Here is a 25,697-nt window from a genome sequence, read left to right as displayed (position 1 = left end):
TGTAAACTATCTAAATCTATGATTCTGTGTGAGATTTTAGCCATTGTTCTAAATCGTTAATATCTCCAAAATCTAATAATGCTTCTCCCAGGTCTTCTAGCTGTGCTATTCTCAAGCTGTTAATACTTTCGATGTAGCTATCATTCAATTTTCCAAACCGTTTCGATAATATTCGCAGCAGCAAGTTTTTCTCACCTTCTTGTCTTCCTTCTTGTCTTCCTTCTTGTCTTCCTTCTTGTCTTCCTTCTTGTCTTCCTTCTTGTCTTCCTTCTTGTTCACCCTCCTTTTTAGCTTCTTGATATACCCTTGTTTGCTTAATATCACTCACTAAAAACATGGCTTCTATCTCCTGACGACTTAATTGTGAAAACTTTGACATCAAAACACTTTCCAGTAATTCTATAATACCTTGTCTTTCACTATCATTGCTAACTTCTGTCTTTGTTCTTGCCATTAAGGTTTTCACCAATTCCTGTGATTGGTTTTCTTTACTGACAATTAATTCAATTAATCCCATCCCTATTGACCCTGATGGTATTTCATCTAAATAAATTCGTTTGATTCGACCACTATTGACTAATTCTTGTTGGTAATTAGTTAATTTCTCTACATCCAAACTCCGTTTCGCAAATAAAGCTACTGCTTGCCAATCTTGTTCGGGTTTATATTGATTGAGATAAATGTTGATTTCTGTAATTAATTCCCAGTAAAACTCTGGTTTGTTTTGAAATTGCACCTCGACAAAATAAATGGGTTTTTCTTCACTATTTGGCATAAATATCCCATCAAATCGAAAGGCTTTTTCTTTGACTTCTACCGAAGTAAATTGATAACCTGCCGCATTTTCTGGGGGTTGTCCCAGTAGTTCAAATAATAGAGTATGGAAGGTGAGGAAGATTTGGTAGAATATGGTATCTGTGTGCATTATTGATGATTTAATTCTGAGTTGGTAGCTTCTGCTAAATGTTTAATTAGTGTAGACTGAGGTAATGGTCCATGCAAGTGATTCCAAGGTAGAATTTTCTCAGTTGACCAATTACTATGAACATAAAAATCTAAGTCGGGAATTTGTCCTTTTAGTTGTTTAAAAGCCCGTTTGTAACTTCCCAAAGAGTCACCAAAATCGCGGGTTAATTCTAATAATTGAGAAAGTCGGCGATCGCCTCTCGACAACAAAGCCTGTATAATTGACCAATTATAGCTTTCTGGTCGAAATTCTATCCCTTGGGGTTTAATTTGCTTTTGTAATAACTGTAACCGCTTTTCTGCTTGCTTATTAACCCCAAACCATTGAAATGGTGTATGTGACTTGGGTACAAATGTGCTACAGCCCAACGTTAACCGTAAACCAGGCGCAGCTTTTTTGACACTTTGCATCATTTTTACAGTTGCGTCTATATCTTCTGCTTCTTCCCCAGGAATTCCCACCATTCCATAGAGTTTTAAACTAGACAAACCACCAGCTTTTGCATTGATAGCGGCTTGGATAATTTCATCATTATCCAATTTTTTATTGACAATTTTCCGAACTTTTTCCGAACCACTTTCGACAGCAATTGTTAATGATCTTGTATCGCGTTTTGCCAAAGTTTCAGCTAATTTAACAGTAACTGTATTGGTTCTCACCGACGCGACACTTAACCGCACATCATCATATTTTGGTTGACTAATATAATCTAATAATTCTGTAAATTCTGGATGTTGAGTAACAGAAGCCCCCAACAAACCCAAACGATTTGTAACTTTTAAACCCCGTTCAATTCCCGGAATTAAAGAATTTTCTAAACTCGCAGTTCTAAAAGGTAAAGTTAAATAACTAGCTAAACAAAAGCGGCACATTTCGGGACAACTTCGCACCACTTCCACCATATAAATATTTTCCCAAGCAGCTTTTTCTGTGACAACAGTAGAAGCAGAAAGAGTATTTCCTCGGTAAGTTTGCTTTTGGATAATTGGGGGAATTTCCGATGAAATAGGATTAATTGATTTTATTTCGCCATCTGGTGTGATATATTCAATTACATATAAACTAGGAATATAAATTCCCGGAACTTGGGCTAAAGTTTTTAACTGAGTTTCTCTATCAGCATTTCTGACTTTTTTATAAGTATCTATAAAATCACCCAGCAGATTTTCACCATCTCCCAATAAAATCACATCAAAAAATTCAGCATAAGGTTCAGGATTAGCTGTGAGAACTGGTCCACCACCAAAAATTAAAGGATGATTTTGATTGCGAGAATTAGCCCGAATCGGAATTTCTAAAGATTCCAAAAGATTAAAAATATTCACATAATCTAATTCCCAAGACATAGAAAAACCTAATAATTCTGGATGTCTAGGAAGTTGTTCCCGAATATCAGTAAATAAGCGACTTACCTGCAAATCATCACGCATAGCCAGAGTCGCCCATACCACCTGATAACCCAGACTAGTTATCCCCACCGTATACTCATTAGGAAAGGCGAAAATTACGGGAATAGCATCGTGATTGGGGGTTGCGGGCGTAAACAGAAGGCGTTCAGAGTTAAATACAGATGATGTCACAGTTTTTTTAGTAGAGTTATCTATATTTAATTTTAAGCCATAGAATAATCAAGTTAAAACATAATGTCACCGCGTTGGCGAGAATAACTGGGAAAGCACCGAGGATAATCCCATAGACTAACCACAGAAACAAACCACTCATGAAGACAATCAGCATCACATAGGAGACATCTTTCGCTGATTTTGTGCGCCATATTTGCAACATTTGTGGGAGAAAGGCGATAGTAGTTAATGCCCCTGCAACTAATCCTAAAATGGTAATAAAATCCATGTTTAATAATATATCCTGATTTTAGAGATTATACTCCATTAATTGCAGATATTTAGGCAAATAGTAGAAATTGACAGTTGAAATTTTTGTTAGATCATGTTATTTGAATCTTAATTTCGGAAAAAATATTATTTGTGAGTTATTGTTTTGATAATAATTTGGGCATTCTATAAGAATAGTTATCAATTGCAATCTCTAATTGGCGAGGAATTGAAGATGAAACGATACATACCATTTTTTGTTATTGGTTTTATTCTTTTTATAACTTTGGGGGATAAGGTTTTACCCGGTGAGTTAGGGAAATCCAGCGCTCAAACCCGGATAGCCTTGAATAATTTTGCTCTTAACTTATTTCCTACTATTAAGCGTCCCAAAAACCCCAATACCCGCACAGAAAAAGCAGTAGAAGACCTAGAACAAAAAAGGTAGAAATATCAATCAACTTGCGGACAATCATCCCATAAAGTTGTAATTTCTCTTAAACTCTGATGAGTGCCATTACCTAAGATTAAATGATCTAAAATGGAAATAGCTAAAAGTTCCGCACCGGCTAATAATTGACGAGTCAATTCTATATCTGCTTCACTGGGTTCTAAACTCCCTGAAGGATGATTATGGGCAACTATTACCCTGGTAGCACCTTGACGAATAACTTCTCGAAAGATATCACGGGGAGAGGCTAACGTTTCCGTCGCCGTCCCAATTGTAATTACCTTTGTGCCTAATAACTTATTTTTCACATCCAATAATAGCACGGCAAATCTTTCTTGATTTTGCCACATCAAGTCTTGACTCAGCACCGCAGCCGCAGCAATGGGACTATCAATCACTGTTCCGTCGGAAGGACGAGATAAAAAAGTCCGTTTACCCAATTCAATTGCAGCGAGGATAGTTGTCGCTTTTGCTGGTCCCACACCGGGAATTTCCATTAATTCAGCGGGGGAGACATTTCGTAAAGCAGCTAAGGGGTCACACTGACCTTTACCCAATTGCTGTAATATATATTGCCCTAAACCAACTGCTGAGAGTTTACCAGGTCCTTGACCAGTACCCAGCAAAATAGCGATTAATTCCGCTGTAGCTAAAATCTTCGGTCCGTGAGTCATTAACCTTTCACGGGGGCGTTCATTTTCCGGTAAGTCGGCTATTCTCAGGCAATAAGTCATACCAATTGGGAATTTTGAATTGGGAATAATTGTCATAGCATTTAGCTATCAGCTATCAGCTATCAGCGAAAAGCAGAAATAGCAAATAGCAAAGAAGAGGAGGTATTGATTTAATTACCTGTGTTTCAGATTCTAAGGCTGATTGCTGAGGACTGGGGGCTGAATGCTAACTCATTATTTATCCCTTATTTTTGGACACAATTATTCCTTTTTGACAATATCTTTAATTTTTGTAGATACTACCCGGAATTACTTATTGGTAAATTTGCGTAGCTTTGAGCATATGGTAAGTGATAATTAACTGAGTCAGGGCGAGAGGATAACTTTGCAGTGTTTCTCCAGTTGTACCTGCAATTTTACCCAATTCTGGATTACTTTCGCGATCGCACACACTATTTAAATGCGGCATATCGTTACACATAATCCGTTCGATTTTATTCACCTGTTCCAAAGTAGCATGACCGTCAACCTCTAAAACATCCACCGGTTTTCCCATATCTCTATCCAATCCCAAGCGGATAGCTGACTGGGTATCACTATGACCAGCGTGAATAATTTCCGTAAAATCAGGGTGGGGAATGGAAGGACGCAACACCAAGCGCACATTTAAACGCCCACTAGTGTTATCAATTTCATCATTGGGAGGATAGAAACTGACCACAATATCAGACCATTGCCGCTGAGGACGGATATACTGTTCCGAATCTGGTTCGCGCTTATCTAACTCCGCTAATACCTGTTCTGGAGTATAACCGCGTTTTTGAGTATCCCGTTTCACCTTCCAATCAGCGCGCAGTGGTTCAGGAGGGGCAAGATAAACCTTGACATCATAAGCATCACGGGCTGCACGGGTAGAATAACCTAGTAACCCTTCAATAATCACAAACTTAGTGGGTTTGATATATTGCGGCGGTTCAAAAGTCCCTGTGGAGTGGCTGTAAACCGGCTTGAGAATCGCCTGTCCTGTCCGTAGCAGCGATAAATGTTGCTGCATGATATCCAGATAGTTACAATCAGGATGGAGTGCCGTAATGCCGATTTCTGCCCGTTGTGTGCGATCGTAACGGTGGTAATCGTCTGTACAGATTATAGTCACATTTTCTGGACCTAGTACCTGAGCAATCCCTCTAGTCAGAGTTGTTTTCCCCGCAGCACTATCACCAACAATACCCAGAATAATTGGACGGCTCATGAATACCCCCTCTGACGCGAGTAAGTTTATAGAATAATCTTCAATTTTAGAGGGCAATAAGCACTTTCTTCAGAAAATCTTATCTTTGCAACATCTCTACACAAACTCCCTGGATTTTAATTACTCCCCACCAACAACATCCGCGTTTCTATTGCTTCCCATGTTGCAGGTGATACCCGCACCGCTGCTTCTTTGCATTGGATAATTAGGAAATTGGCGTAAAGATAATTATCTAAAGCCTTGACTTCTTCTTTAGATAAATCAATCATTTCTGGGGTGAGATTAAAACCATTGAGTAATGTTTCTATCAATGTTTTAGCAAAAGCTTGATGTATTTCTTTTGGTTGTTTATCATCAGGTATTTTAGCTTTTAGTGCTTCTAGTTGAGTACGTAACACAGTAAAGTTGAGTTTTTGATTAAAGATTTGTAATTTCTCAATGCTACTGATGTAATCAATGATCTTGGCGTTGGCGTTGGCGTTGGCGAGGGCGAGGGCGAGGGCGTAGGCGTTGGCGATCGCAACTGCACGTTTCCCAACTGGTTTATAATCACCTTGAGATCCTACTGTGACATTTTCCGCCCAATTTAATAAATCCTGTAATTTTCCGGTATTGATATATTTTTGTACTTCCTTTTCCATGAATAACAACAAATCATCTGTACCACGCCGCATGACTCCAGCAACTAACAAAAATACCTCTTTCCAACGTTTATCTGTCAGATGTTCAGTCACTAATTTTTCAATTAGACGATGATCATCAATATATTGGGCTGTTAAATATTCCTGTAGGGTTAAATGAGAAAAAGAAAATACATCTCTAGCACGTTCTACTAAAATTCCCTGTTCAATGGTAATAGCATCTAATATTTTTCCAGGGTCTAAATTTTTTGGTGCATTAACATTACTAGCTAGAGACTTTTGAATTTGATTTAAAACTTCTTGCTGAGAAAAAAATAGCTTATTTGCTGCGAAATTATTATAAGCTATTTCCGCTAACATAATTTTTTCTAAAGTAATATCTATTTGGCGAGAAATTGGTTGATTTGGTAATCTTTTTTCTGCTGACCATTTTTCCAATAAAATATTTAAACCATCAAAATATAATGTAGCTCGATTTTCCGGTACATATTGAGATTGATCATACGTCAAGCAAAGAAAAGTTAATAATAAAGGAGTTCTGGCTAATTCTTTAGTAGCTTTTTCACTTTTAATTTTATTCCAGCATTTATTCGCAGTTCCTAATTGTTTATCTACTTCTGAATAAAACCAGTTATTAATAAACTGTTGAATTTGTTGATCATCAAAGTCTGCAATAATAAATTCTTTGAAGTTATTGAACTTTTGGCGATAAGCAGCAGTACGGCAAGAAATAACAAATTTATTTTGTTTATATTGTTTAACAAACTCTTGTATTTTATCAATTACTAATTTAAAGTTTTTATTAGGTACTTCGTCTAAACCATCTAATAAAATCAATAATTGTCCTTGCCGTAATACTTGATTAGTAAATTCTTTTGCCATTGGCAATTGACATGATATAAATTCTTGCTGAATAATATCGTAAATATCAACTTTATCTGTAATAAATTGTTTTAGTTCTAGTAAAGCAGGAATATATTCACCTTCAACTTGACCAGATTTACCTTTGAGTGCTTCTAGTCCTATTTTTCTTAGAAAAGTAGATTTACCTGCACCCGGTTGTCCCAATATCATTAAATGTGCATATTGGTTAGCAATTGTTATTCCATTTTGTCTTGCAGATTTTTCATTAGTCAATCTGCGACTACCATTTTGGCGATAATTTTCTTCTAATGCTGTTACTGATTCAAAATTCCGAATATCATCAGTTTGTAAACATTGGACTTCTGTATAAATATCATCTAAATTTACAGATTGTGACATTCCTAAAACTCGCAACCGATTATATCGCTTGTGATAGTTAAGAATGTATTGTTTAGATGCTTGATAAATTGATTTTTTGGTTTTCTGATCTAAGTCAATTCCTAACATATTAATATACAATTCAGCAAAATGATTAACTGCTTCATCCGGTGCAACTTCTGGTAATCCCACCAATTGATCTAAACTAACATTATTTACGCCAGATAATTCTAATGAATTTAATATATCTATTGCTGAACCTTCAACAACTACAACACGGCTCATTGTGCCACCGACAGGTTTTAAAGACAAGTTTTGTAACTCTTGAATTGTGTCACCTATAACCTGAGAAAGTTGATTTTTTCGCCGTTCAATTAATGCTTGTCTATAAGCAATAGATGAAGAAAAATTCCCAGGTTCAAGCATTGGCAATGCTTGACTATTCCTGAGTTGATTTTCATCACCCAAGGTCATAATTACCCGCATTTTTTCATCACCCCTTGCATTCATTAACGCTTCTTCCAGCAAAGGGTCAATTTTACTAATTTGGTCTTCTTTAAGGTTCATATAGTGTAGTTGGTATTTGAACTAAACCTTGACCTTGACGTTGCTGATTTGCTCCCAAATCTTGACAAGATGTCAAAATTTCATTTAATAAATCTAGCACCGACATACTTTTATTATACCGTTCTAATATTAACGCAGCCACACCAGAAACTATAGGTGTGGCCATAGATGTACCATTCCAAGCTTCATAACCTCCTCCTAGAACCGATGAATAAACACCTTCTCCTGGTGCAACTAAACAAGGAACATTATAAGATTGATAGTTAATTGTCATAGTAGTATTACCGCTAAAAGATGCAACTTGATGTCTATTGTTGATAGCACCTACAGAAAGTGAACCTTTACAGTTACCAGGTGTACGAGAACGGTTGAATCCTTCATTACCTACCGCACAAATAGGAAGTACACCTACAGTTATTAAGTCATCAATTAAGGAACTAAATAGCTCAAAATAACCTGATGGTAATGAAAGTTCACCCGCAGAAAGATTGATAATATTAATTTCTGGTTGTAGTGCTAACCAATTAAACCAAGATATCCAATCTGTTAAATTACATATACCGTTCGGAAACATAATACTGTTGATGATTTTTGCTTCGGGTGCAACACCAACTTTATTTCCACAAATTAACCCGGCAACATGAGTACCATGTCCATGTGTATCTTCAAATGGTACGGGTTGGATTTCTTGTGTTCTGGGATTTAAACTATAAGATTCAATTATTTTACCTTTTATTTCTGGGTGGTTTGCGTCTATACCAGAATCGAGAACTGCAACAGTTATTCCTTTACCTGTGCCTGTAAATCCTTGCTGACGGGCTTTAAGAAGAGATATAGCTTCTAAATGCCAAAGATCATCTGTTGTCAGAGTGGTTTTAGCACCTGCTATACTTCTTTCTGGTTTAATTAATTCTATTGGCAAATCCCGTAAAATTAAAGCATTAGGTAAATCTTGCCGTAGTTGTTCAACTTCTTCATCAGGTATATCAACAATTTTAGCACCTGTAATATTTGAATGAGTTGGATATTCGCTAATTGTATCTGTATCTTCCAAATAACTAATTATTTCTTGATATCCAGAATCTTCTTGCCAAAAATTCACCACTTCTGCAACTTGTGAGGGACGACTTTCGGGAGTGAATTTTCTCGATGCTAATTTTAAAGAACGTGCTACCGATGTCGTCTTAGGACGAATAATATAAACAGTCATCAAGAACCCTTCAACCAACTATTGTTATGCAACATACTAACATATTAGCAAAATAATCGGCTTTAAAAGAGAATTGAGGGGTTGACATTTGATTTTAAATTTGTTATTATAGTCTTGACGAGGAAGAACTATCATAAAATAATTAATAAACATAAATCATGTCAAAACAGACCCTGGGTTTAGAACAAAACCTATACGATTATTTGCTTTCAGTTTCCCTGCGCGAACCAACTATTTTAACCCAACTGCGTCAAGAAACCGCTCAAATGCCAATGTCCCAAATGCAAATATCTCCTGAACAGGGGCAATTTATGGCATTGCTGGTAAAACTGATAGGAGCAAAAAAAACTGTAGAAGTAGGTGTATTTACTGGCTATAGTTCCTTAGTAGTAGCGTTGGCTTTACCCGCAGATGGTAAAATAGTCGCCTGTGATGTTAGTGAAGAGTATACCAGTGTAGCTCGACGTTATTGGCAACAAGCGGGAGTAGAGGATAAAATTGACTTGCATATTGCCCCAGCATTGGAAACATTAGATAAGTTATTGACAGCAGGGGAAGCGGGAACTTTTGATTTTGCCTTTATTGATGCTGATAAAGGTAACTATAATAATTATTATGAGCAATGTCTTGAATTAATTCGTCCCGGTGGATTAATTGCCATTGATAATGTGTTGTGGTCAGGTAAAGTTGCAGACACAGAAATACAAGATAATCAAACTAATAAAATTAGGGCTTTGAATCGCAAATTACATCAAGACTGCCGAATTACCCTAAGTATAGTTCCCATAGCCGACGGATTAACCTTAGCTATGAAAAATTAGTCCGAATAGATAGCGCAGGAATCGCGCTTAGTCCTATTTATAGCTAGACTAAGAATATAACTTGAAAATATCAAATACAATGTCCAATCATCCTTCAGTTATAAGTGTCTCTTCTGAAATTATGAGTGGTACTCCTGTTTTCACGGGAACAAGAGTTCCTATACAAACACTCTTAGATTATTTAAAAGCAGGAGACTCAATAGATGATTTTTTAGATGGTTTTCCCACTGTTACTAGGGAACAAGTCATTACATTCTTAGAAGAAGCAGGAAAAGAAATGATTAACAAGGTAGCTTAAAATGAAACTGCTTCTAGATGAATGTATTGACCGCAAGTTAACTAAGGAATTTGTAGGTTATGAAATCAAAACAGTTCCGCAAATGGGATGGGCAGGAACTAAAAATGGTAAACTACTAGCTTTAGTAGAACAGGAATTTGATGTTTTTATTACGGTTGATAGAAATTTATCTTTTCAGCAAAATTTGTCCCAGTTTAATATTGCTGTAGTTGTTTTACAAGCATCTTCTAATAGATTAATTGATTTAAAACCTTTAGTTCCAAAGATTTTAGATATTTTATCTACATTAGTGAAAGGTCAAGCTGTAGTTGTTAGTCTTGAATAATAATGAACTGAAATAAGATCCCCGACTTCTTTCTGGATCTTGTAAATACATTATAAATTAATCTCAGAAGTCGGGGATCTGGATATTATAATTTTCTAAATCTCCAACTTATCACCCCGAATTGAATAATCTAATAACTCCATTGGGTGCATGACAGAAATAGTTTTCCCCTGTAAATATTTACTAATCTGCAAACTACAACCAGGATTAGGAGAAGCAATTAAATCAGCGCCAGTATTTAATAAATTCTGGGCTTTTTGTTTACCTAATTCTTCCGCAACTTCCGGTTGTAACATATTATAAACCCCCGCGCTACCACAACACAAAGCCGCGTCTATGGGTTCTTTTAAAGTCACACCGGGAATTTGTTTTAACAGTTGACGAGGTTGGACACTAATTTTTTGACCATGTAATAAATGACAAGCATCTTGATAAACTAAAGTGAGATTTTTATCAGTCAAAGGTGAAAGTTTAGCTGTTAAACCCACATTAGCTAAAAACTCCTGTGAATCCTTAACTTTCGCGGCAAATACTTTAGCTTTTTCCGCATATTCTGGATCATCTGCTAAAATATGACCATATTCCTTCAAAGTATGACCACAACCAGCAGCATTGATAATCACAAAATCCACATGAGTATCAGCAAAACTATCAATCATTTGTCTTGCTAAAACCTTCGCTTGTTCCGTTTGTCCTTGGTGTTCAGGAAGCGCAGCACAACAACCTTGAGATTTAGGAATTACCACCTCACAACCGTTCGCAGTTAAAACCCTTACCGTCGCTTCATTGACACCAGAGAAAAACAACCTTTGCACACATCCTAAAATTACACCAACCCGATATCTTTTTTCACCCTTAGCTGGGATGATATCTGGTAAATTATCCTGAAAAGATTTAAGAGTAATTTCCGGTAAAATAGATTCCATAGCAGCTAACCGGGGAGATATGGCTTTAATTAACCCAGTTGCTTGTAATACCTTAGAAATTCCTAACTTTTGATAAACTAATAAAGGAAAAAGTAAAATTCTTAAAAGATCAGGATTAGGAAACAGAGAAAAAATTAATTGTCGAACCAACTTATCAGGTAAACTGCGATTATAATTTCTTTCCACCTGATGTCTAGTAGCCGAGATCAACTTATCATACTGCACACCAGAAGGACAAGTAGAAACACAAGCTAGACAACCCAAACAAGAATCAAAATGTTCAACAGTAGCCGTATTGAGAGCAATTTCCCCCTCATTAATAGCATCCATTAAATATATCCGTCCCCTGGGAGAATCCATCTCCTTACCTAATACCCGATAACTAGGACAAGTAGACAAACAAAAACCACAATGAACACAACTATCAATTAACTTAGGATCAGGTGGATGACTTCCATCAAAACCCTGCAAATTCTTAATACTAGCAGTATTATTCACCGAACCTTCCGAAACTTGCATTTATATTTCTCCCCTCTTAACCTCTGTGACCTCTGCGCCTCTGCGGTTCGTTTTTAATTAAAACTTAAATCCCACCCACAAACCGACCAGGACTTAAAATAAAATTACCATCAAACTGTGTTTTAATTCCCCGCATTACTGCCAAAGCATTACCATTATACCCCCAAACATCAAACCTTTCCTTCAACTCAACAGGTGCAGATAAAATACTTAAAAAACCAGAATTTGCTGCACATAAATTTCGCAAAGGCAAAATTTGATCTTGATTTTCTAAACGGACTAAACCCAAACCACTGCTAATATGAATTAAACCAATATCTACTTGATTGATAATTTTCACCGCAGCAGTTGGTAATACTCCTACTTTGCAAGTAATTGAAGATTCTGGATTAGAAAAATGTATTTGTTCCGGCAATCTTTGCCATAAATCAGCTTCTTGATTTTCTGAATAAATTACCCCATTTAAACCTAATTTTTCGCCAATTGCTAAAAGTCGTTTTGACTGTTCTTGGACACTTTCACTAATATTTTGAAAGCGGGTAATTAATCCTATTCCTGTTCCCAAATCTAAATTAGTAACTAACTTACTTGATAATAAATCAACTTGAGTTGGTGTTAATTCCGAACTTTGTAAAGTTCTCACTGCTTGGGATATAGCTTCAGGTTTTCCAGTTAATATCACAGTTTGCGAAGTTTCAGGAATGGGATAAACTCGAAAAGTGACTTGGCTGATAATTCCTAATGTCCCGTAAGCACCAGTAAATAATTTCATTAAGTCGTAACCAGCCACATTTTTAACGACTCGTCCCCCAGCTTTGGCGATTTGACCATCTGCGCGGATAAAAGTTATACCTAGAAGTTGGTCACGCACACCACCATAACGTTGCCGCAGAGAACCCGTATCGGCAGTAGCAACCATACCACCAATAGTAGCAGAATTAGGAAAAGCGGGATCAAGTGCTAAAAATTGGTGATGTTTAGCTAAAATCTCCTGAAGCTGGGCAAATTTCATCCCTGCTTCGACAGTGACAGTTAAATCACCTACAGCGTGTTCTATGAGTTGGTTAATGCGTTCGGTGCTGACAATAATATCAATATTTTTAGCTAAACCACCCCAATTGATTTTACTACCGCTACCACAGCTTAGAACACGCCATTTGTGACTGTTGGCAGTGGTGATAACGGCGGCTAATTCTGCTTGGCTATGGGGATAAATGACACAACTAGGCTGGCTTTTGGGGTCTATTCCTTGTTGGATATTATGCTGTTGGGTGGGGCTGAGATTTTCCCAGGATATAACGGCGTTTTCGGTGCTGATAATAGAAGTTAAGGTAGATGCTATTGAATTCATTAGTCTCTTTTTTATTCTTAATTTAATATGAATTATATTTTGCGTAAAGCTAAGAGGTTATCTCGTTCCCAGTCTCTGACTGGGAATGCCATGATGTAGGCTCTGCCTAATTGTATTATTAAAGGCAGAGCCTTATAGAATTCATTCCCATACAGAGTATGGGAACGAGAGATATTTCAAAAATAAGTGTAGGGGTTTAGCACTGCTAAACCCCTAACCATGCGACTAAACTCGCTAAATCCCAACTACTAATCTCAGTTGATTCTAGAAAGTGAAGGTAGTCCGTAAAGTACCAACGTACTCGGTGCTATTCTTGTCGTTATGCTCAGGATTGAAGATTACCAATACACCAGGAGTAACAAGGATATTATCAGAAAGCTTTATCTTGTAAAGACCTTCTGCATGATAAGAATTGCTTGATTCTCTACCTGTAGTTTTTAGTGTGCTGAGAACTGATTTCCCACTTACTGTAGCTTCAGAGATTTTAGGTGATTGACCGAAGATCAAACCCAAGGTGTTACCTTCTTTAAGGAAGTCTTTAATACCTAATGTAGTAGCCCAGTACCGTGTCTCAGTGCTTGCTGAAGAACTAGCTTTTAATGTACTAGCTGTTGTATAACCTGCTGAACCGCCTAATGTGATTTTAGCACTAGGTTGCAAGCTAACTTGTACACCATAGTGGTTAGCTTCAATTGCAGTAGCAGTAACACCAATAATGCTAAAAGGATTATTAGCAACAGCACTACCTGTACTTCCGAAGAGGTTAAAAGCGTTATTTTGATATGAGTGGGCGTAGGTTAGACCAAGGTTGATGGCTTTAGTAGGCTTCAAAGCTAACTGACCAAAGATGGTATTGTTACCAGCAAATAGTCCTTTTCCTGGGGATGGATCATTTGCATTATTATCTCTACCTGTTGCAAAATAAGCTCCACTCAATGCTAATTTATCATTAGGAGTCACATTAACAGTGATACCTGCGCCATCATTTGCTTGACGATAAATAGGGCTGAAACGTCCATAACGAGATAAAGAACCTGAACCACTACTTCTAAAGTCAGGGTTGAAAACATTGACGTTCTCGTTCAACTCAGCGCCAGTAGCATCAATCTTGACACGGATTGCTTTGCTCAAGTTGAAGGCGTAGTTGAGTTTATCAATAGTGATGCTGTTAGTGCCACCACTGGTATCGTAGCCCAAACGGGTCATACTAGTACCAGTACCAGTAGCAGTACCAGCACCAGCACCAGGCGCACCAGCAGAACCATTGTTAACTATGTTCCCAGCATTCAAGCGGGTTTGCAACTGGTCTGTTCCTGTGAAACTGCTGTTTAAAGTCAACCGCACCCGGTCAGAGAAAGTTGCCTTGCTGTCTAATTTAACGTTTCTAGTAGTATTAGCATTGGCAGTTGTCTTATCCGCAAATGCTACTTTATCCCCAAAAGCTTGGGATACGCTGAAAATTGCTTCACCAGATAGTTTTGTGGTGGTGGAGAACTGATTAGCTTCTAATTCGCCAGTACGAGCCTCTAAAGCATCTACTTGACCGCGAATAGTTGCTAGTTCAGTGGAATATTCTTCTTGCAAGCGCTGTAAGGTAGCTAAATCTTGCTTGCTCACCATGTCAGCGGTTGCGGTAGCAATGAGTTCATTAACGCGGTCTAAGCAGGAATTTAAACCAGCCGCAAATTCATAACGACTCAAGGCGCGATTACCACGGAAAGTACCATTACTATAACCACTAACTCCACAGCTATAACGTTCAAATAAAGATTGTAAAGCTTGAAACGCCCAATCTGTGGGTTGTACGTCGGAAAACTGAGAAACGGATGTTATTTGACCCAAGCTGTTGGACTCTTGGGATAATTCAGCAACACTTGTCACTTTTTCGTTAGCTTCACCAGCAAATGCACTGTTACCAGTTAGTAAGGTCAAAGCTAGGACGGGGCTAACCTTGAGGATATTCCAAAAAGCTTTTTTCATAAATTTCAATCTCTCTCACACCTATAATGAATCCAGTCTATGGTAAAGTCCCAAGGGAACTTATACATAAATGTTCTATAGTGATTCTACATCATTAATGGCAATTAAAACAACTAAATATCAAAATTTTTATACAAGGTTATGATTTATTTATTATTTGATAAATTTGAGATTATACCCTGTCTATGGTATGTATTGATGGGGATCAATATCCAATTTACGATCGCTGACCTGTAACAATATATGTAACTCGTTGAGCAATATTAGTTGCGTGATCTGCCATGCGTTCTAAACAACGAATTGCTAAAGTTAACAAGAGAATTGGCTCAATTACGCCAGAAATATTTTCCTGTTGGGCAAAGGTTTGATAAAGATGCTCATAAGCATTATCTACAGCATCATCTAACTGCTTCATTCTTTGTCCACTGGTTTCGTCTAGGTCTGCCAATGCGACTAAACAAGTTGCTAACATTGCTTGGGCGTGCTGGGACATAATTGCAATTTCTGGTAAGGAACTATGCTGAGGATAAGGGAAGAGTTTAATGGCAATTTCCCCTAACTCTTCGGCATAATCCCCAATTCGTTCTAAGTCACGCACCAATTGCATAAAAGCACTTATACAGCGCAAATCTCTTTCTGTGGGTACTTGACGAATGATAATAGTTGTGCAGTCTGATTCTATTTGCCGATAAAAGCGATCAATTTTTTTATCTAACCGGGGTATTTGTTCCGCTGCGATTAAGTCCCCGGCAAATAGGGCTTGGTGACTCAGCCGAAATGATTGTTCTACTAAAGCCCCCATACGTAATAAATCCCGTTCTAAACGCCTAATAGAGCGTTCTATTGGTAGTATTTCGTGATTGGGAGGATCAAATACAGTTTTCACAGTGGTTATATTAAAAGTGTATATATTTTCTTAACTATAGTCTTGACTAGTAGTCTGTCAAAGACATTTTGACGGGTTTTTGGTAGTGCGGGCATCTTGCCCGCGTGAGCGAGACGCTCACACTACAGTCCATCATTTTTATCTTGACAAACTACTAGGTAAATTTGTCATAACTTGAGAAAATTGAATTTGTATCCAAGCACCACCTGTTTCTGGATGGTTCATGGCTTTAATTACACCACCGTGAGCCATGACTATTTGCTGGACAATGGCTAAACCTAAACCGCTACCAGCAATTCCAGTTGTCGAATTTACTTCATTTACTGGTGAACGATACCGGGCTTTATCTCCGCGATAAAACCTTTCAAATACATGAGGTAAGTCGTCAACAGCAAAGCCAACACCGAAATCAATAATATTTATTTCCAACATTTGACCGTTATCAGTAGAAATTATTTTAGTCTCAATGTCAATAGTTGTGGTGGCTGGACTATATTTGATGCTATTATCTAGCAAATTGACGAATACTTGATAAAGTCGAGATTTATCTGCCTGAATGCAGATGCTGTCTAGTCCAGAATAGTTAATACTGAGAGAATGACTCTGGGCAATTGGTTCTAGGGTTTCCCATGCGGAGATGATGAGCGATCGCATTTCCACCATTTCTAAATTTAACTGCATGGTGGGGTTGTTTTGCATTTGCGTCAACTCCAACCAACTTTGGACTAAATTAATCAGTCGGTCAACTTCTTGCATCAGCCTATTAACCCAACGGTCTAAAGGTGGTTCTAAACGGGTTTGCAGAGTTTCCACCACGAGACGAATTGCCGTCAAGGGGGTGCGGAGTTCATGGGCTAAATCGGAAAAAGAGCGATCGCGTTCTTGCTTCATATCTAGCACAGATTGGCAATTTTCCAAAAATACTCCCACCTGTCCCGTTGGTAATGGCAAGCTAGAAGCCCGCAGAAACATGGGCTTTAATTCTGTCATCATCTTAGCATCTTCACAAGCGGGATGAAAAACCCATTGCTGCACCTGGGGTTTTTGCCAATCACGAGTTTGTTCAATTAACTGATCTAATTCATAAGACCTCACCAACTCTAGCAACAAACGCACCTGTCCAGGTTGCCATCTTTGAAGATATAAGATTTCCCGCGCTTGTTGATTGCACCACAACAATTGATTTTCCTCGTCTACCTGCAAATATCCCAGCGGAGCAAAATCCAGTAATTCCTTATACATGGACAATGATTGCTGCAAATTTTGTTGCTGTCTATTCACCATAGAGATTTCCTGCCGTAAGCGAGGTCTTAGCAGCAGTTTAATATTGGTAATTTTATGGAAATTAGAACTTGGCGATTGTAGTAATTGTTCTAAATACCAGTGCAGATGAACCTGTTGCCAAACCCAAAAACCCAGGCCGACAGCTAAACCCAGCGAAAATCCCAGAAAAAACATGGAAGTCGTTAGTTGGTGTGTTATTACTCAAAATTAACAACTATCTTCACCAATCACCCAAATCTGTAACCAAAACCCCTCACAGTTACAATATATTCTGGATGACTAGGATCTTCCTCCAACTTTTCCCGTAACCAGCGGATATGAACATCCACAGTTTTGCTATCCCCCACAAAATCTGGACCCCATACTTGATCTAATAATTGCTCTCGTGACCATACCCGACGGGTATAACTCATAAATAATTCTAACAGTCGGAACTCCTTGGGAGACAAACTTGCCTCTTCTCCACGGACTATAACCCGACACTCTTGAGCATTTAAAGTTATATCTTTGTGCTTGAGGACAGTAACTTGTGGCAATGAAATTAAACGTTGACGACGAAGTAACGCCCGACACCGCGCCACCAATTCTCGCATACTAAATGGTTTTGTCAAATAGTCATCAGCACCCACTTCTAAGCCCAGGACTCGGTCAGTTTCACTACCTTTAGCACTCAACATTAAAATTGGCACTGAGTTGCCTTGATGACGTAAAAAACGGCAAATGTCTAGGCCATTAATTTGCGGTAACATCAAATCTAATAGCACCAAGTCTAAAGGCAGTTCTTCAGAATTATCTTCACAACTTTTCAGATATTCTATCGCTGCTCGGCCATCACTAGCGGTAATTACTTCATAGCCTTCCCCTTCCAAGGCCACAACTAACATTTCCCGAATCAGTTCTTCGTCTTCCACTATGAGGATACGGTTGGTTTGTCCAATGTCCGTTCTCACAGAATATTTAGCTAATTCACTGGTATACATTAATTTTTTTTCAGTGTATAACAAAGTCTAGTATATTATAAATCATACCAATGATAGATTTATTTTGTTTTTCTGGACTTGGTGGTGAAGAAGAAGAATTTGTCGGACTTCGCCCCGCTTCGCTAACACGCAGAGGCGCAGAGGCACGGAGAGTAAATGTTAATTTTTATGCCAGTAGTTATCTAAAAGCTAAATGATCAGCATCAGTAATGCCAAACATCAACTATGAATGCTACCATCAGGCATAATTGCCCCAGTTAAGAAAGTTTCACTCATATCTGTATCATCTAAATTAGCTCCAGTTAAATTTACTTCGCACAAATTAGCCTCGCTTAAATCAGCACCACTCAAGTCTGCACCTTGTAAATCTGCTTTCCACATTCTCACACCCCCCATTTTTGCACCACTGAGATTTGCACCTTGTAAGTTTGCGGCGGAAATTGATGCCATGTGTAAATTAGCATCACACAAGTTAGCACCACTTAACAATGCACCACTGAGATCTGATTCATTTAAATGAGCAGTTGTTAATGTAGCTTGAGTTAAATCAGCACCACAGAGAATAACTTCGGATAAATGCGCTCTTGCTAATGTTGCTCCTTGAAGATTCGCTTTACTCAAATTAGCTCCACTCAAAGAAGCTGCTGTCAGGTTTGCTCCTCTTAAATCTGCTCTACCGAAGTCCACACCACCCAAATTGACTCCTTGCAAATTTGCTCCTGGTAAAGCAATACAGGTAAAGCTTCTTTCTCCTGTCGCGTATCTAGCTAAAAGTTCTTGAACATTCATACTTTTCTAGACCTTGGTAAGTAGTCGGACAAAATTTAAAATATAATTAAATCTTGATTAATCCTGTTGTTTATTTAAACTAAACATAAATTTATTCACATTTTCTAACTTCTGGGCAATTAATGAACCAGAACTTTAGCAAATGCTACAATAAAATCACCGGCCTCATTGCTATCCAGTATTTATGAATACTCACAATTTAAAATTAGGAAAATATCTAACCTTAGAAGAATTTTGTACCTGCACACAAACCTATCATAAATATGCCCAAAAGATCAACCCATATCCACAAAATCTACCAGAAGTAATTCCCGCATTACAGGATTTAAATAAATTTATCATTGACCCAATTATAGATTATTTTAGTAGAGAAAAATTTCAACTTACCTACGGTTTTTGTTCTCCAGACCTAAAAAAGTATCTTGAGAAAAAAGACCCAGTTACAGGTCAGAAAAATGGACGTGTAGCCCCCAATCTCGACCAACATATTAGCCATGAAATCAACAAAAATGGTACATACTACTGTAAAAGATTAGGTGCAGCTTGTGATTTTCTAATTACAGACTTACCCAGCACAGAACTAGTAGAATGGATATTACAAACGAAACTACCCTTTGATTCCCTGTATTTCTACAGTCCCCACCAACCAATTCACATTAGTTATGGACAACAACATAAACGAGATATTTGGACATTTAATAACTCAGGAATCCCCACAAAAAAAGGAATCGAAAACTGGATAAAACTAGCAAAACAAACTTAAAAAAACCTCTCTATTCCTCCGCTCCGTGTCTCTGTGACTCGTTAGAAATATTCTTCCTTCTTTGTCGAGTTCTCAAAGCTGCTTTAAGTGCTTTCAACTTATAAGCATCTGCATCTTTAACCCAAAATAACCTATAACCATCAATAACAGTACAATTTTCTTGTAAGCATTTTTTCCAGCCAGAAACATGACTAATACTGTGCCAATTATCTAAAAGTCCTCTATCTTCTTCTTGACGAGTTAACTTAGCAAATTTCTCATATTGGGGATAATCAGAAGTAACTAAAGCATCTATTTGGTGTAAGATTGGTGGATCATCTTCTAAATCATAATCCTGATAAGTAACGTGCAAATCTCGCAAATCAATTGTCATCACTTTTGATAAAATGGGATGAGGATTAATATCAAAATCAGGATAAAATAAATAAGAAATCTTAGGTGTTTTCAGATGGAATTTAATCACATTTGCTTCTTCTAATCTTCCCAGAGTCCGACTAGCGCAACCTTCATACAGGCGTAATAAAGGGTCAACTGCTTGTAGTGTGGAAATATGCACCCAAAGGGAATTAGGTAATTTTTTACCAACCTTGCTTTCTTGACAGCGTTTAATAATGAGTTCTGTATTTCCCAAGCTGCGTAACATTTGGTCAGCATCTAAACAAGCTTGTTTATAACTACTATATAAACCAATTATGTCCTCTTGGACTGCTGGGGATAATTGTCCTAATCGGGGACGACGGCTAAAATTGCACAGCGCTAAATAAACCATCAAATCTTGACGGCGTTTGTCAGCGATCGCTTGCCATTCTTCTGTGTCAGTTGCCTGTATAATGACATTAAAAGCCCGGCGTAAACTCCCAAATTCCTCAGCAATTTCCGCTGCTTGAGGTAATTCTCCCTTAATAGGCATTCTTCCCCGTTCCGTCAGAAAATTCATCAACGGCGTTAATAATTCCTGATGTTCCTCAAACCGTTTTACACAAAGACGGACTCTGGGAGTAGTCGCACGGGAACGAAACCGAGAAGCGCGAAATAACTCCGCTTCAGCATCATCTCGAAACACAAAATAAACCCCCAAAGCCACAGGAATTGCGTCAACTCCTAATACTTGGTCAATGTAAATTTTTAATTCTTCTTGTTCATAATATTTCTGAAATGTGTTACGATTCGTGATAATGCCATCGCCATAAGCAATTACACCCCGCTTAATATCAGATATCAACACTTGGGCGGCTACTAACAGCACCTTTTGAGTCAGTTCCCAAGCTTGAATTAAAGCTTCCCGGCGCTCGCTTTGATGCTCAATGACATTAATCACAAAACCAATATTCACAATATCCGCAGCGATTCTCGGTGTATGTGCAGAATAATAAGGGTCCCAGCCATAACTTGTATAACCCTGTTCAGCAATGCGGGTAACGTCTCCACCATGTCCACAACCATAATCAAAAAAGGTAGTTTCTGGACTAAATAAGCTCGATTCCAAGGCTAAACGCACAGGACGGGATAAATCAGGACGAATAATAGCGGCTTTGTGGCGTTCTATTTTGGGAACTATATTTGTAATTGTAGAACTGCTTTCGCGTTTAATCAAGCTATGTCCTTGTACTTCCACCCCAAAAACTTGTAGCCGTTGTTCCCAACCCAACTTAGTGCCAATTCCCCTAGTATGATTAAGTAAACCTAAAGCGACTTGAGCGCGAGTTAAAGCTGCAAACTCTTGATAGAGGGGATATTCTGGAGTTACAAAAGTTTCTTTGCGGTGCAGAATGGGGGGATTTTCCGAATCGCTGTAATCCCGATAACCAACTTCTAGAGTTTCTACGTCAACCTGAATACTAGCTTGTAAAGCCGGATGAGGATCAGTATCAAAATCAGGATAAAATAGATAGGAAATCTTGGGTTTATTCGTGCTAAATTTAACTAAAGTTGCAGACTGAACTTTAAGTAAGGCACTAGTTCGACTACTTCGACTACGCTCAGTACAAGTACGGGCGCGGTTTTCATATTCCTGAAGCCAAGGGTCAAGAGTATGTAAGGCTAAAATATGAATGTAAAAAGCATCAGGTAACATTTTGCCAACAGGATTGTTTTGGCAATATTTATTTATACTATTTAGATCAATAGAATGAAACGTTGGGGGGTTTTCCGCAACTGCATTCCTTATGTTATCAGGTTGAACCATTACTTTGTCATCTTGTAGAAATATAGATAACCTGGTTACATTTACTTTAATACAAAAAATCTGAAATTGGAAGTTAATAAACTTTAATCTCCCAGCCAAAACCGCTCAAACTCTGATTTTTCCCTGTTCCCTGTTCCCTGTTCCCTTTTTTTTGTGAAAAGAGTAAAAGACAACAAAAAAGAACTTTTACCAATTACCAATTGTGATCTTAGTTAAGTAAAATTAAGTTAATTCATATAACTTGACATTTCTTCATTTTCAGCAAAATATTTGCCCATTTATTAAATTTTTAATAATAGTTATATCTAGTTGTAGATTTAGGCAGTTAATTAATATCAGAACTGTATAATCTGAAAATAACTAAATTAATGATTAATAGAGGCCGAATGAGTCCAACAATCATGCGTCAGTTTTGGTCTATCGTTGAAGCCACTCACACAGTAACGCTTTTGCAGCTTGATGATACTAGTTTGGTACAGTGGTTAGTTAAACAAATCACGAATCAAGCCTTTTTAGATGCCCATGAAATTGATTTTCTCTGTGATTACATTCAATCTCGGCTAACTCTGATTCGTGATTTAGCTTATGAACGCCAAGAATCATAGCTGAGTATCTGTGCTATTTATTTTATTTTGGGTGGTAAATAACCTTCCACCAAGCAATCATTACCAACAACACGCCAACTGACGCGCTCTAAAAGTAACGCTTCAGTCATATTGGTCAAACCCAAATCTCCCACAGGTGTAGGAGCATGATCTCCACCAATAATTTTGGGGGCGATAAATGCCATAATTTTTTGGACAGAGCCTTGAGCGATCGCACTAGCTGCTAAAATACCACCACATTCCCATAGCACGCTACAAAACCCGCGCTCATATAAATGACTCATGACTGCTTCTGGGGTGAGTGAGCTAAATTCCACCACTTCCACCCCTTTGTCGCGCAGCATTTTTTGAAAAGCCTGTGAACTACCAACTGCCGTTACAACCAAAGTTGGAGCTTCCTGAGTATCCCATAGCCGAGCTTGTTCTGGTAAATTTAGACTACGACTCATCACCACTCGCAGGGGATTATGAGCCTCAACTTGATGGCTAGTCAAATAAGGGTTATCTTTTCTAACCGTATTCCCACCAACAATCACCGCATCACAAGCGGCTCGCAGTTGATAAACCTCAGTGCGAGCATCTTGATTTGTTACCCAAGCACTATGACCAGCAGTAGTGGCGATTTTACCATCTAAAGTCATAGCATATTTCAAAATCCCTAAAGGTCGTTGATAGAGAATACGATGAATAAAACCTTCATTTAATCGCCGACAAGCCGCTTCCTCCACGCCAACTATCACTTCTATCCCAGCAGCCCGTAACCGCGCAATTCCAGAACCTGCTACCAAGGGATTAGGATCAACCATCCCTACTACCACCTTAGACACACCCGCATTAATCAACCCTTGGGAACAGGGAGGAGTACGTCCATAGTGGTTACAAGGTTCAAGACTCACATAAATAGTGCTTCCTCGCGCCCGTTCTCCCGCTGCTCTCAGGGCAAAAACTTCGGCGTGAGGTTCACCAGCACAAGGATGAAATCCTTCTCCCACAATCTCCCCATTTTGGACAATCACCGCCCCCACCAAGGGATTTGGTGAAGTGCGTCCTAAGGCAGTCCGGGCTAATTCCACACACCTTCCCATCATGCGAGAGTCAAAGTCATCACCTACTATTTCTGGGACTACAGGCTGTGTTATAAGTTGAGGATCTTGAGGTAATGATGCAGATTTGGGAGAGACTCCTGGAAAATTATCCATTTGACTTACGAATTACGAATTAATTTCATCTGCTGCCACCAGCGATTAAGAGGATAATAAACCACAGGCGCCCACAAACTACTGAGAATTGCCGAAGCTAAGGTAGCCCGTTGGTAATATGTCCAAATACTGGCTGCATGACGATTTCCTGCCCAAGATAACTGGAAAGCAAAAATAGTGTCTGCCACTACAGCCATCGCAAATACAATTAAAGCAATGGAAATAAAGTCTTCTTGAATAAACCGCTGTTTTTGCATCAGGGCTGTTAACATTCCCACAATTCCCAAACTCAAGGCATGAGTTGGATCAGGTGATGTCATTGCGTCTTGTAATAGCCCCAAAATGATTCCTGACAGCAGACCAGAAAATACTGAGCGATTGACACTCCAAGCCACTACCCAAATGAGTAGCCAATTAGGACCAATGCCTAATAATTCCATTCCGGGGAGACGAGTTGGCAACATTAGTAAACATAACATGACAGTTAAAAATATTACCATCCAATCCATAAATTGATGCCACCAAGGATGCCAAAGTGCTAATGGGGGAATCAAAAAATAGGATTTTCGTCCGGTTGAAGTTGATTTTTTATCTCTGTCACCAGGAAATCCAGGTATCTTCATTGTTTGGCAATTGGTGATTGATGATTATAGGAGCTTTTAGCGGTCAGCAATTAGGAGTACAATCCTTTCGGTGTAAGCCTCTGGGGTGAAAATTAGAATCTCATTCCAGTGCATACCGCTATATCATCGCTTAATTTTAATCTTTGTGAACCTAATCGACTACACACCAATTTCTCAAAGGCTTGAAAAATATACTGAGATAATTGGTTACTTTTTTATTGTATCAGTAGCTTTTGCCGAATAATTAGCGACAATTTTGCCGAAAGATACAAACAAATGGCCAAATTTTTGCCAAGATAGAGATATTATTTTCTAAAAATTCACTTGGCAAAAATCAGTATGAGTGAAAAAACCATAGAAAGCCCAGGCAAAAGTTTTCTCGTTCTAATTTTGCCGATATCGTTTTTGATTGTTTTCCTGGTTAATACCTGGAAAGTTTTACTGGTAATCTTAGCGCTATTAATGGTTTTCAATCTTTGGCAGCAATCTAGATGGGAAAAGTGGTGCAACCAAGTTAACCCACTCTTTTATGAATTAGTTGAGGAAAATCATGGCCAAATTAGACCCATGGACTTGGCAATCAAGGGTAATTTTTCGGGACAGGTGGCAAAACGCTATTTAGATAGTAAAGCTAAGGAATTTGGCGCTAGTGTCCTAGATTCGGAAAAAGAAGATCAATTGTACTATTTTATTAATGCCAGTATTCTCGGCGATATTCTTGATAGTAGTGAATTGGTAGAAAAACTTCCCGCGCAACCAGTTACCAAAATTGCCCGCTCTTTTTTAGCTCCACCTCCTCCTATTCCCCAGGAGGAGGAAGCGCAATCTGAATCCTTATCTGTTCCTACCCACGAGGAAGTGAGAAAACCTCTAGAAGAACAGTTAGTTTTTGGTTCGCTGATTCAATCTGAATTAGCTAAACGGCTAAATGTCTATTCCAGTACGGTTTACAAGCGACGCAATGACCCAGATTTTGCCCAGTGGTGTCGTAGCCGTGATCCTGATGGTATTGCTTGGTCCTATTCTCGTAGGTCTAAGGAGTTTTTCCCCATCGAAGAATAGGAGGCAGGAGGCAGGGAGCAGTTTTACCACTGACAACTGTACGGGCGAAGCATTTGGAGAACTATTTTTGGCAATGACCGATAATTTATCTTCCAAATGCTTCGCCCCTACTAACAACTAACTACTGTACGGGCGAAGCATTTGGATAACTATTTTTGGCAATGACCGATAATTTATCTTCCAAATGCTTCGCCCCTACTAACAACTAACTACTGTACGGGCGAAGCATTTGGATAACTATTTTTGGCAATGACCGATAATTTAT

General features: G+C 38.4%; 25 protein-coding genes. 8 read left to right on the top strand and 17 right to left on the bottom strand.

What is annotated here, in order from left to right; translation table 11 throughout:
- Positions 1–16: 16 nt before the first annotated feature.
- Genes PN450_RS07085 through PN450_RS07075 form a run of 3 tightly spaced genes read right to left on the bottom strand, consistent with a single transcriptional unit; the run spans position 17 to position 2,818 of the window.
- On the bottom strand, positions 17–925 hold the full coding sequence (locus tag PN450_RS07085) for an Rpn family recombination-promoting nuclease/putative transposase (RefSeq protein ID WP_148766305.1): 909 nt from the start codon (positions 923–925) through the stop codon (positions 17–19).
- Positions 925–2,547: a B12-binding domain-containing radical SAM protein gene (locus tag PN450_RS07080; protein ID WP_271835839.1), complete on the bottom strand. Its 1,623-nt coding sequence runs from the start codon at positions 2,545–2,547 to the stop codon at positions 925–927. The genes PN450_RS07085 and PN450_RS07080 overlap by 1 nt, the downstream gene beginning before the upstream one ends.
- Positions 2,548–2,563: 16 nt before the next feature.
- A complete protein-coding gene (locus tag PN450_RS07075; protein WP_271835838.1) occupies positions 2,564–2,818 on the bottom strand; it encodes a SemiSWEET transporter in 255 nt (84 codons plus the stop codon).
- 216 nt (positions 2,819–3,034) lie between these two features.
- On the opposite strand from PN450_RS07075, the gene PN450_RS07070 reads away from it, so the two are divergent.
- Positions 3,035–3,247: a hypothetical protein gene (locus PN450_RS07070; protein WP_271835836.1), complete on the top strand. Its 213-nt coding sequence runs from the start codon at positions 3,035–3,037 to the stop codon at positions 3,245–3,247.
- Between the two features lie 5 nt (positions 3,248–3,252).
- Here the strand turns inward: PN450_RS07070 and radC are convergent, their stop codons facing one another.
- The 4 genes from radC to PN450_RS07050 form a co-directional block, all read right to left on the bottom strand.
- Positions 3,253–3,984 carry a RadC family protein gene (gene radC, locus PN450_RS07065; RefSeq protein ID WP_015080602.1) on the bottom strand — a complete coding sequence of 244 codons (732 nt, stop codon included), beginning with the start codon at positions 3,982–3,984 and terminating at the stop codon, positions 3,253–3,255.
- Between the two features lie 253 nt (positions 3,985–4,237).
- Positions 4,238–5,176: a phosphoribulokinase gene (locus PN450_RS07060; RefSeq protein ID WP_213717177.1), complete on the bottom strand. Its 939-nt coding sequence runs from the start codon at positions 5,174–5,176 to the stop codon at positions 4,238–4,240.
- Positions 5,177–5,292: 116 nt separating this feature from the next.
- Complete coding sequence (locus PN450_RS07055; protein WP_271835835.1) at positions 5,293–7,626, bottom strand: NACHT domain-containing protein; 2,334 nt, start codon at positions 7,624–7,626, stop codon at positions 5,293–5,295.
- A complete protein-coding gene (locus PN450_RS07050; protein ID WP_271835834.1) occupies positions 7,616–8,836 on the bottom strand; it encodes a S8 family peptidase in 1,221 nt (406 codons plus the stop codon). Before PN450_RS07050 ends, PN450_RS07055 begins: the two co-directional genes overlap by 11 nt.
- Before the next feature lie 158 nt (positions 8,837–8,994).
- Between PN450_RS07050 and PN450_RS07045 the strand changes: the two genes are divergently transcribed.
- The 3 genes from PN450_RS07045 to PN450_RS07035 all read left to right on the top strand — a co-directional run bounded on the left by PN450_RS07045 (position 8,995) and on the right by PN450_RS07035 (position 10,280).
- Positions 8,995–9,657, top strand: coding sequence for a class I SAM-dependent methyltransferase (locus PN450_RS07045; RefSeq protein WP_271835832.1), 663 nt, complete (start codon positions 8,995–8,997; stop codon positions 9,655–9,657).
- A gap of 79 nt (positions 9,658–9,736) precedes the next feature.
- Entirely contained in the window at positions 9,737–9,955 is a 219-nt protein-coding gene (locus PN450_RS07040) for a DUF433 domain-containing protein (RefSeq protein WP_193892914.1), read from the top strand.
- Between the two features lies 1 nt (position 9,956).
- The gene (locus PN450_RS07035) at positions 9,957–10,280 is read left to right on the top strand and encodes a DUF5615 family PIN-like protein (protein ID WP_015080597.1); all 324 of its coding nucleotides are present in this window, start codon (positions 9,957–9,959) and stop codon (positions 10,278–10,280) included.
- Positions 10,281–10,375: 95 nt separating this feature from the next.
- On the opposite strand, the gene PN450_RS07030 is transcribed toward PN450_RS07035, so the two are convergent.
- From PN450_RS07030 to PN450_RS07005, 6 genes are all read right to left on the bottom strand, one after another.
- Positions 10,376–11,725, bottom strand: a complete 1,350-nt coding sequence (locus tag PN450_RS07030) for a (Fe-S)-binding protein (RefSeq protein WP_271835830.1) — start codon at positions 11,723–11,725, stop codon at positions 10,376–10,378.
- Positions 11,726–11,789: 64 nt separating this feature from the next.
- Complete coding sequence (locus PN450_RS07025) at positions 11,790–13,076, bottom strand: FAD-binding oxidoreductase (RefSeq protein WP_271835829.1); 1,287 nt, start codon at positions 13,074–13,076, stop codon at positions 11,790–11,792.
- 264 nt (positions 13,077–13,340) lie between these two features.
- A complete protein-coding gene (locus tag PN450_RS07020) occupies positions 13,341–15,056 on the bottom strand; it encodes an iron uptake porin (protein ID WP_271835828.1) in 1,716 nt (571 codons plus the stop codon).
- Positions 15,057–15,273: 217 nt separating this feature from the next.
- The gene (gene phoU / locus PN450_RS07015) at positions 15,274–15,942 is read right to left on the bottom strand and encodes a phosphate signaling complex protein PhoU (RefSeq protein ID WP_015080593.1); all 669 of its coding nucleotides are present in this window, start codon (positions 15,940–15,942) and stop codon (positions 15,274–15,276) included.
- A 138-nt stretch (positions 15,943–16,080) separates the two neighbouring features.
- Positions 16,081–17,400, bottom strand: a complete 1,320-nt coding sequence (locus PN450_RS07010; RefSeq protein WP_271835827.1) for a PAS domain-containing sensor histidine kinase — start codon at positions 17,398–17,400, stop codon at positions 16,081–16,083.
- A gap of 53 nt (positions 17,401–17,453) precedes the next feature.
- On the bottom strand, positions 17,454–18,206 hold the full coding sequence (locus PN450_RS07005; RefSeq protein ID WP_148766327.1) for a winged helix-turn-helix domain-containing protein: 753 nt from the start codon (positions 18,204–18,206) through the stop codon (positions 17,454–17,456).
- 50 nt (positions 18,207–18,256) lie between these two features.
- On the opposite strand from PN450_RS07005, the gene PN450_RS07000 reads away from it, so the two are divergent.
- Complete coding sequence (locus PN450_RS07000; RefSeq protein ID WP_271835825.1) at positions 18,257–18,403, top strand: hypothetical protein; 147 nt, start codon at positions 18,257–18,259, stop codon at positions 18,401–18,403.
- Between the two features lie 22 nt (positions 18,404–18,425).
- On the opposite strand, the gene PN450_RS06995 is transcribed toward PN450_RS07000, so the two are convergent.
- The gene (locus tag PN450_RS06995) at positions 18,426–18,995 is read right to left on the bottom strand and encodes a pentapeptide repeat-containing protein (RefSeq protein WP_148766329.1); all 570 of its coding nucleotides are present in this window, start codon (positions 18,993–18,995) and stop codon (positions 18,426–18,428) included.
- Positions 18,996–19,179: 184 nt separating this feature from the next.
- Between PN450_RS06995 and PN450_RS06990 the strand changes: the two genes are divergently transcribed.
- Positions 19,180–19,758: a hypothetical protein gene (locus PN450_RS06990; RefSeq protein WP_015080589.1), complete on the top strand. Its 579-nt coding sequence runs from the start codon at positions 19,180–19,182 to the stop codon at positions 19,756–19,758.
- 10 nt (positions 19,759–19,768) lie between these two features.
- Here the strand turns inward: PN450_RS06990 and PN450_RS06985 are convergent, their stop codons facing one another.
- A complete protein-coding gene (locus PN450_RS06985) occupies positions 19,769–21,943 on the bottom strand; it encodes a DNA phosphorothioation-associated putative methyltransferase (protein WP_271835824.1) in 2,175 nt (724 codons plus the stop codon).
- Positions 21,944–22,329: 386 nt separating this feature from the next.
- On the opposite strand from PN450_RS06985, the gene PN450_RS06980 reads away from it, so the two are divergent.
- Positions 22,330–22,548: a hypothetical protein gene (locus PN450_RS06980; RefSeq protein ID WP_015080587.1), complete on the top strand. Its 219-nt coding sequence runs from the start codon at positions 22,330–22,332 to the stop codon at positions 22,546–22,548.
- Positions 22,549–22,565: 17 nt separating this feature from the next.
- On the opposite strand, the gene ribD is transcribed toward PN450_RS06980, so the two are convergent.
- Both ribD and mreD read right to left on the bottom strand, forming a co-directional pair.
- The gene (gene ribD / locus PN450_RS06975) at positions 22,566–23,747 is read right to left on the bottom strand and encodes a bifunctional diaminohydroxyphosphoribosylaminopyrimidine deaminase/5-amino-6-(5-phosphoribosylamino)uracil reductase RibD (protein WP_271835822.1); all 1,182 of its coding nucleotides are present in this window, start codon (positions 23,745–23,747) and stop codon (positions 22,566–22,568) included.
- Positions 23,748–23,752: 5 nt separating this feature from the next.
- Positions 23,753–24,370: a rod shape-determining protein MreD gene (mreD, locus tag PN450_RS06970; protein ID WP_148766337.1), complete on the bottom strand. Its 618-nt coding sequence runs from the start codon at positions 24,368–24,370 to the stop codon at positions 23,753–23,755.
- A 339-nt stretch (positions 24,371–24,709) separates the two neighbouring features.
- On the opposite strand from mreD, the gene PN450_RS06965 reads away from it, so the two are divergent.
- Entirely contained in the window at positions 24,710–25,432 is a 723-nt protein-coding gene (locus PN450_RS06965) for a hypothetical protein (RefSeq protein WP_271835821.1), read from the top strand.
- The last annotated feature ends 265 nt before the right edge of the window (positions 25,433–25,697 follow it).

Source organism: Dolichospermum lemmermannii CS-548, assembly GCF_028330815.1.
Classification (GTDB): Bacteria; Cyanobacteriota; Cyanobacteriia; order Cyanobacteriales; family Nostocaceae; genus Dolichospermum; species Dolichospermum lemmermannii.
This window is presented reverse-complemented; position numbering and strand designations above follow the sequence as displayed.

Excerpts from the sequence above, each read along its gene's own strand:
- PN450_RS07045 (WP_271835832.1), top strand. The coding sequence starts at position 8,995 with ATGTCAAAACAGACCCTGGGTTTAGAACAAAACCTATACGATTATTTG.
- mreD (WP_148766337.1), bottom strand. The coding sequence starts at position 24,370 with ATGAAGATACCTGGATTTCCTGGTGACAGAGATAAAAAATCAACTTCA.
- PN450_RS07010 (WP_271835827.1), bottom strand. The coding sequence starts at position 17,400 with ATGTTTTTTCTGGGATTTTCGCTGGGTTTAGCTGTCGGCCTGGGTTTT.
- PN450_RS06995 (WP_148766329.1), bottom strand. The coding sequence starts at position 18,995 with ATGAATGTTCAAGAACTTTTAGCTAGATACGCGACAGGAGAAAGAAGC.
- PN450_RS06965 (WP_271835821.1), top strand. The coding sequence starts at position 24,710 with ATGAGTGAAAAAACCATAGAAAGCCCAGGCAAAAGTTTTCTCGTTCTA.
- PN450_RS07020 (WP_271835828.1), bottom strand. The coding sequence starts at position 15,056 with ATGAAAAAAGCTTTTTGGAATATCCTCAAGGTTAGCCCCGTCCTAGCT.
- PN450_RS07070 (WP_271835836.1), top strand. The coding sequence starts at position 3,035 with ATGAAACGATACATACCATTTTTTGTTATTGGTTTTATTCTTTTTATA.
- PN450_RS07040 (WP_193892914.1), top strand. The coding sequence starts at position 9,737 with ATGTCCAATCATCCTTCAGTTATAAGTGTCTCTTCTGAAATTATGAGT.
- PN450_RS07050 (WP_271835834.1), bottom strand. The coding sequence starts at position 8,836 with ATGACTGTTTATATTATTCGTCCTAAGACGACATCGGTAGCACGTTCT.
- PN450_RS07075 (WP_271835838.1), bottom strand. The coding sequence starts at position 2,818 with ATGGATTTTATTACCATTTTAGGATTAGTTGCAGGGGCATTAACTACT.
- PN450_RS07025 (WP_271835829.1), bottom strand. The coding sequence starts at position 13,076 with ATGAATTCAATAGCATCTACCTTAACTTCTATTATCAGCACCGAAAAC.
- PN450_RS06990 (WP_015080589.1), top strand. The coding sequence starts at position 19,180 with ATGAATACTCACAATTTAAAATTAGGAAAATATCTAACCTTAGAAGAA.
- PN450_RS06985 (WP_271835824.1), bottom strand. The coding sequence starts at position 21,943 with ATGGTTCAACCTGATAACATAAGGAATGCAGTTGCGGAAAACCCCCCA.
- PN450_RS07035 (WP_015080597.1), top strand. The coding sequence starts at position 9,957 with ATGAAACTGCTTCTAGATGAATGTATTGACCGCAAGTTAACTAAGGAA.
- PN450_RS07060 (WP_213717177.1), bottom strand. The coding sequence starts at position 5,176 with ATGAGCCGTCCAATTATTCTGGGTATTGTTGGTGATAGTGCTGCGGGG.
- PN450_RS07005 (WP_148766327.1), bottom strand. The coding sequence starts at position 18,206 with ATGTATACCAGTGAATTAGCTAAATATTCTGTGAGAACGGACATTGGA.
- PN450_RS06980 (WP_015080587.1), top strand. The coding sequence starts at position 22,330 with ATGAGTCCAACAATCATGCGTCAGTTTTGGTCTATCGTTGAAGCCACT.
- PN450_RS07055 (WP_271835835.1), bottom strand. The coding sequence starts at position 7,626 with ATGAACCTTAAAGAAGACCAAATTAGTAAAATTGACCCTTTGCTGGAA.
- radC (WP_015080602.1), bottom strand. The coding sequence starts at position 3,984 with ATGACTTATTGCCTGAGAATAGCCGACTTACCGGAAAATGAACGCCCC.
- PN450_RS07085 (WP_148766305.1), bottom strand. The coding sequence starts at position 925 with ATGCACACAGATACCATATTCTACCAAATCTTCCTCACCTTCCATACT.
- ribD (WP_271835822.1), bottom strand. The coding sequence starts at position 23,747 with ATGGATAATTTTCCAGGAGTCTCTCCCAAATCTGCATCATTACCTCAA.
- PN450_RS07000 (WP_271835825.1), top strand. The coding sequence starts at position 18,257 with ATGATAGATTTATTTTGTTTTTCTGGACTTGGTGGTGAAGAAGAAGAA.
- PN450_RS07030 (WP_271835830.1), bottom strand. The coding sequence starts at position 11,725 with ATGCAAGTTTCGGAAGGTTCGGTGAATAATACTGCTAGTATTAAGAAT.